This is a genomic window from Soehngenia sp. (genome assembly GCF_055108775.1).
Genome location: NZ_JBSQIL010000015.1, coordinates 23,588 through 30,160, shown reverse-complemented (window position 1 = coordinate 30,160; position 6,573 = coordinate 23,588). Strand labels below are relative to the sequence as shown.

The 6,573-nt window shown below is 29.2% G+C and carries 8 protein-coding genes; 7 read left to right on the top strand and 1 reads right to left on the bottom strand.

All coding sequences use genetic code 11. The features are described 5' to 3' along the window. Positions 1 to 124 precede the first annotated feature (124 nt). Genes pduL through lgt form a run of 5 tightly spaced genes read left to right on the top strand, consistent with a single transcriptional unit; the run spans position 125 to position 4,772 of the window. Positions 125 to 697 carry a phosphate propanoyltransferase gene (gene pduL, locus ACTB1H_RS03565; protein ID WP_463261462.1) on the top strand — a complete coding sequence of 191 codons (573 nt, stop codon included), beginning with the start codon at positions 125 to 127 and terminating at the stop codon, positions 695 to 697. A gap of 10 nt (positions 698 to 707) precedes the next feature. Then, on the top strand, positions 708 to 1,361 hold the full coding sequence (deoC, locus tag ACTB1H_RS03560) for a deoxyribose-phosphate aldolase (protein ID WP_463261461.1): 654 nt from the start codon (positions 708 to 710) through the stop codon (positions 1,359 to 1,361). A gap of 37 nt (positions 1,362 to 1,398) precedes the next feature. Further along, positions 1,399 to 2,751, top strand: a complete 1,353-nt coding sequence (yfmF, locus tag ACTB1H_RS03555) for an EF-P 5-aminopentanol modification-associated protein YfmF (RefSeq protein WP_463261460.1) — start codon at positions 1,399 to 1,401, stop codon at positions 2,749 to 2,751. Beyond that, on the top strand, positions 2,732 to 4,015 hold the full coding sequence (yfmH, locus tag ACTB1H_RS03550) for an EF-P 5-aminopentanol modification-associated protein YfmH (protein ID WP_463261459.1): 1,284 nt from the start codon (positions 2,732 to 2,734) through the stop codon (positions 4,013 to 4,015). Before yfmF ends, yfmH begins: the two co-directional genes overlap by 20 nt. Positions 4,016 to 4,034: 19 nt before the next feature. Continuing rightward, entirely contained in the window at positions 4,035 to 4,772 is a 738-nt protein-coding gene (gene lgt / locus ACTB1H_RS03545) for a prolipoprotein diacylglyceryl transferase (RefSeq protein ID WP_463261458.1), read from the top strand. Positions 4,773 to 4,812: 40 nt separating this feature from the next. Here the strand turns inward: lgt and ACTB1H_RS03540 are convergent, their stop codons facing one another. Then, a complete protein-coding gene (locus tag ACTB1H_RS03540; RefSeq protein WP_463261457.1) occupies positions 4,813 to 4,950 on the bottom strand; it encodes a hypothetical protein in 138 nt (45 codons plus the stop codon). Positions 4,951 to 5,182: 232 nt separating this feature from the next. Here ACTB1H_RS03540 and mraZ point away from each other — a divergent pair, with 232 nt between their 5' ends. Continuing rightward, positions 5,183 to 5,614: a division/cell wall cluster transcriptional repressor MraZ gene (gene mraZ / locus ACTB1H_RS03535; protein WP_463261456.1), complete on the top strand. Its 432-nt coding sequence runs from the start codon at positions 5,183 to 5,185 to the stop codon at positions 5,612 to 5,614. Between the two features lie 9 nt (positions 5,615 to 5,623). Next, positions 5,624 to 6,556, top strand: a complete 933-nt coding sequence (gene rsmH, locus ACTB1H_RS03530; RefSeq protein ID WP_463261455.1) for a 16S rRNA (cytosine(1402)-N(4))-methyltransferase RsmH — start codon at positions 5,624 to 5,626, stop codon at positions 6,554 to 6,556. Positions 6,557 to 6,573 lie beyond the last annotated feature (17 nt).

Genomic DNA, 6,573 nt, shown 5'->3' with positions numbered 1-6,573 from the left:
ATGAGGACTTCATCCTTTCTGGGAGGTATTTGTTTGTTGCAAAAACATTGTACCATAGAGAGTTTGGAGTCCTCAATTTTCATTTAAGTTTACAAAACGAACAAACAAATCAGGAGGTTAGTTAATGAAAACAATTTTACCCATAGCATTATCAAATAGGCATATTCACTTGAGTAAGGAAGATTTAGACAAATTATTTGGGCATGGATATGAACTTACAAAATTTAAAGATTTATCTCAACCAGGGCAATATGCTTGTGAAGAAAAAGTAGAAATTGTAGGGCCAAAAGGCTCTATTAAAAATGTTAGGATTTTAGGGCCAACTAGAGGAAGTACTCAGATAGAGATCTCTATTACTGATGCATACACTTTAGGGATAGAGCCAGTCATAAAGAATTCTGGAGATTTGGCAAATACGCCAGGGGCTAAGATAATTGGACCAAAAGGAGAAATAGAAATAAAAGAAGGTGTAATTGTAGCGGCTAGACATATCCACATGCATACTACTGATGGAGAAGAATTTGGAGTTAAAGATAAAGATGTAGTTAATGTAAAGACTAAAGGTCCAAGAGGCTTAATATTTGAAAATGTTTTGGTTAGGGTTCACCCTGAATTTGCACTAGAAATGCACGTTGATATTGAAGAAGGCAATGCAGCTGGTGTTAAAAATGGTGATATAGTTGAAATAATAAGATAGGGGTGTAAAAATGGAATTAAACAAATATATTGATCATACTTTATTAAAGCCTGAAGCAACAGAGCTCGATATTATAAAATTATGTAAAGAAGCTAAAGAATATAGTTTTATGGCAGTTTGCGTAAATCCTTGTTATGTAAAATTATGTAAAAAAGAATTAGCTGATTCAGATGTTAAAGTAGCTACTGTAGTGGGATTTCCTTTGGGAGCAAATACAAAAGAAACCAAATTATTTGAAACAAAAGAAGCTTTAAATAATGGAGCCGATGAAATAGATATGGTCATAAACATAGGCAAACTAAAGGATAAAGATTATGATTATGTTTATAATGAAATAAAAGAGATTGTTGAATTGACAAATCAAAAAAATGGCATAGTTAAAGTAATAATCGAAACCTGCCTTTTAAATGATGATGAGAAGATAAAAGCTTGCGAACTTGCTAAGAAAGCAAAAGCTCAATTTGTTAAGACTTCAACTGGATTTAGTACTGGTGGAGCAACTTTTGAAGATGTAAGACTTATGAAAAAAACAGTAGGAGATGAGTTAGAGGTTAAAGCATCTGGAGGAATCAGGGATTTAGAAACTTTAAACAAAATGATAGAAGCAGGAGCAACAAGAATTGGAACTAGTTCTGGTGTCAAGATAATTAAAGACTTAAAATAAGGGGATTTCCCCTTATTTTTTATTAAAAGAGATATTTTTGGGTATACCATGTACAGGTATACATTTAAAGACAAATGCTTTAGAAGGAGTGGTAAAGTTGACTCAAAATAAAATAAAAGAGAATTTGGGGAAAGGAATTAATGTTAGCTTTATATATACTGATAAATTTAAATCAAATCTTTTAAGTTTTTTCTTCATAAATACATTAAATAGAGAAGATGTAACTTACAATGCTTTGTTACCAATGGTATTAAGTAGAGGGAGTAAAAAATATAATAATTTTATTGCACTGGAAAGAGAACTTGAACGTCTATATGGGGCTAATTTTGATTATGACGTGTATAAGGTAGGGGAGAAACAAATAATTAAATTTACTTTAGAGTGGGCAGATTCTAAATATACTAATTCAGAATCATTTGATGAAATGGCAATAGAAGTTCTTTTTGATATAATTTTTAATCCATTATTAAAGGATGGACTTCTTTTAGAAGAATATGTTGAACAGGAAAAAGCTAATTTAAAAAAGAAAATTAATAATAGAATAAACGATAAGAGAAGTTATGCAATTTCAAGATGTATTGAAGAAATGTGCAAATCAGAAAAATTTGGGATTTATAGTCTAGGATATGAGGAAGATCTAGAATTTATTGATAACCATAAATTAACAGATTATTACAAAAATATGGTACTAAATACTCCTATAGAAATGGTATATGTAGGAAATCATAAAAATTTAAAAATAGATAAGTTTATTCCAGATGAGATTAAATATAGAGAAAATGTAAATGAAATTCCTAGGGAAAGTATAAAGGAAAAATCATTGCATAGAAACCATATTGTTGAGAGATTGAAAGTAAATCAAGGAAAATTAGTTTTAGGATTATTAACTGGTATTCCTTATGAAGATGAAAGTTTTGAAGCTTTGACTCTTGGAAACATAATTTTAGGAGGCAGTCCTAATTCTAAATTATTCAGAGAAGTTCGAGAAAAAAATAGCCTTGCATACTATGCTAATTCAATGCTATTTAAACATAAATCAATAATAATCATTGACTCTGGAGTAGATTTCAAAAATATGCAAAAAGCATTAGACTTGATAAATGAACAAATTAAGAGTATAAAAGAAGCTGATTTTTCAGAAAAAGATATTGAATTAGCTAAGAAAGAGATTATAACTAGTTTAAGATCGGTAGAAGATTCAAATCATTCTATCACTAGCTTCGAATTTGATAATATTATAACGTCAAATTTCGAAAGCATAGAAGATAGGATAAAAAAGATAAATAATATTAAGAAAGATGAGATAGTCTCAGCTTTTAATAAGATTAGTTTAGACACGATTTATGTATTAACAAGAGAAGGTGAGGAAGATGTCGATGTTACTGATTAAGAATGAAAAAATAAAAGAAGAAGTATATCAAGAAGTTCTTAATAATGGTTTAAAAGTTTACTACTATCCTAAATTAGGATTTACTAAAAAATACGCAGTTTTTTCAACAAATCATGGCTCATGTGACAACGAATTTAGATCACTTAATAATGGAGAGATTATAAAGCTGCCAGATGGCATAGCTCATTTTTTAGAGCATAAGCTTTTTGAAGATCCAGAAAGAGATTTTTTTGAAAAATTCTCTGATTTAGGCGCTGATGTTAATGCATTTACTAGCTTTAATCAAACTTCATACCTTTTTAGTACGACTGAAAATTTTACGGAATGTTTATTAGAACTAGTAAATTTAGTAATGGAACCTTTTTTTACACATGAAAATGTTGAGAAAGAAAAAGGTATTATTGCTCAAGAAATTCAAATGTATCAAGACAGCCCAAATTGGAAAGTGTTTTTTAATTTATTAAATGCTTTGTATATTAACCACCCAATTAAGATTGATATTGCTGGTACGGTAGAAAGCATACAAATGATAAATAAAGAAAATTTGGACTTAGCATATAAATTATTTTATAATCCTGAATCGATGGTACTAGTTTTAGTAGGAGACATTGATTTTAAACAAGTTATAAATGAATTGAATTCAGAATTTATGAAGCATTCGTTTGTCAAATTGAATTATGATAAAGTAAAAGTAAAAGAGCCTCAAGAAATAAATATGGCAAGAATTGAAGAAAAAATGTCAACTTCATACCCGATTTTCAACATTGGAATAAAGGATATAAATGTAAATCTAACAGGTAAAGAGACAGTTGAAAAAGATTTGATCACTAATATAATATTAGATATGTTGTTTTCAAGAAGCTCAGAATTTTATCAAAACTTATATACAAAAGGCTTGATTGACGATCATTTTGGAGCATATTACACTGGTAAAACAGATTATGGACATACTATAATTTACGGGATAAGTGAAGAACCAGATAGTGTATATAAAATGATAATAGAACTTATGAAAGATCCTTTGAAATATTTAACTTTAGATTCATTTGAAAGAGCTAAGAAAAAGCAAATAGGAGAGTTTTTAATGGGATTAAACTCTATTGAATATATAGCAAATAATTTTACAGATCTATATTTTCAAGATTTCTTATTAATAGATTATCTAGATTTATTAGAAAAAATTAATTTTGATAACATAATAGAAAGGTTTAAAGAAAATTTTGTTGAAGAAAGGACATCTATATCTTTAATATTACCAGAATAAATATCACGGAGGTTTAAAAATGTATTCTGTAGCATTTACTATTTTTGGATTAGAAATTAAATGGTATGGCATCATAATTTCATTTGCTGTTTTAGTTGGAATTATGTTAGCACTTAGATCAGCAAAAAAGAAAGGTTTAAAAGAAGATGACATACTTGATTTTGCTTTGTTTCTACTGCCTAGTGCAATAATTGGTGCTAGGATATACTATGTTATATTTGAGTGGGAATACTATTCACAAAATCCATCTCAGATATTAAACATTAGGAGTGGTGGATTGGCAATACACGGAGCTATAATAGCTGGTATTATAGTGGGGATAATATTTTCGAGAGTTAAGAAAATTGATTTTTGGAAATTAGCTGACATAGTTGCACCTAGCTTGATATTAGGGCAAGCAATTGGAAGATGGGGAAATTATGTAAACAAAGAGGCATATGGTGGACCAACTAATTTGCCTTGGGGAATAATTATAAACGGAGAAAAAGTTCATCCCACATTTTTATATGAATCAATATGGAATTTGATAGGGTTTGGTTTGCTTATATATTACCAAAACAATAAAAGTAAAAATGATGGAGAATTGTTTGGATTATATCTGATCTTTTATTCTTTAGGTAGGTTTTTTATAGAAGGCTTAAGAACTGATAGTCTTATGCTTGGTAATATAAGGGTTGCACAGCTAATTAGCGTACTATTCATAATCGCTGGAACAATTATCTTTAGGAAAAAAAGGATGGAAGTAAAGAAGATATAAATATCTCTAAGAGGATTCCTAATTAATGAGGGATCCTCTTTTAATTTGCAAGAGCAAACACTAGATTTTGAAAGTTTACTACTTTATCATCAACATAAATACATAAATAAAAATCAGATTGTTTAACTCGATTACAATACTCATTGCTAATTTTTAGCATAAGTTCTAGATTTTTCAATCCTTAAAACTCAATATAATTATTTAGCGCTTTCTTATCTAATCACCGTCATATACTAATTCTTACCTTAAAGAAGATCTCCAAATTAATTATTTTATCCTACATGATTTTGGGACATTTATCCCTATTTTATCTTTAACGTATTAAATAGTAGAAATTTTTTAATAATTGGTATACTATATAGGTATAGTGGTACAAAGTGGGGGAAAGTGGAACATAGGGTGTGATATAAATGCTTATTGGTGAATATTTCCATACACTAGATGACAAAGGAAGGTTAACTATTCCTTCTAAATTCCGTGAGCCATTAGGATTTGAGTTCATCTTAACTAAGGGGCTGGATAACTGTTTATTTGTATATGCAAAAAATGAATGGGATATACTTGAGCAAAAATTGAAATCACTTCCACTTACCAACAAAGATGCAAGAGCTTTCGTGAGATTTTTCTTTTCAGGGGCTACTGAATGCTGTTTAGATAAACAAGGGCGCATTTTGATACCATCTAATTTAAGAGAGCATTCACAGCTTGAAAAGGAAGCAGTAATAATTGGAGTTTCAACAAGGTTAGAAATTTGGAGTAAAAAGTTATGGGAAGAATATAATGAAGATGACAATTTAAGTTATGAAAGCATAGCGGAAAAAATGTCATTATTAGGTATATAGGGGTATATTATGGAATTTAAGCATATTCCAGTTATGCTAAATGAGGTTATAACTGGATTAAATATCAAAGAAAATGGTATATACGTAGATGCTACTATTGGAGGCTCTGGTCATTCTAAAGAAATAGTAAAATTGTTAAAGGATGGCAAGCTTATTGGTATCGATCAAGATATTAATGCAATAAAAAAATCATCTGAAACTTTACAAGAGTACAAAGAAAAAGTTGTCCTAATTCATAGGAACTATAAAGATATTAAGAATGTAATAAGTGAACTAGGAATTACAAAAGTAGATGGGATCCTTGCAGATTTAGGAGTGTCTTCACATCAATTAGATACAGCTATAAGGGGATTTTCATATAATTTAGATGCTCCATTAGATATGAGAATGGATGTTTCAAAAGAATTTTCTGCTTGGAATGTTGTAAATGAATATAGTTTAGAAGAGTTAACAGATATTTTTTATAAATATGGGGAAGAACGATGGAGTAAGCGAATAGCAGAGTTTATAATACAGGAAAGAAAAACTAAATCAATAGATACTACTTTTGAACTTGTAGATATAATAAAAAAAGCTATACCTAAAAAAGTAAGGCAATCAGGTCATCACCCAGCTAAGAGAATATTTCAAGCCATTAGAATTGAAGTAAACAATGAGTTAGGAGTTTTAGAAAATTCAATTGATGATATGGTGGATTTATTAAATGTTGGTGGGAGATTAGTAATTATAACATTCCATTCACTTGAAGATAGGGTAGTAAAAGATAAATTCAAAGAATTAAGTACAGGGTGTATATGCCCTAAAGAATTTCCAGTATGTATATGTAATCATGAAAAGAAAGTAGAAATTATAACTAAGAAACCTATTTTGCCTTCAGATGAAGAAATGAAAGTAAATCCTAGATCTCATTCAGCTAAGTTAAGAATAGTTGAGAGGATATAAATATAAGCAAATAAGAG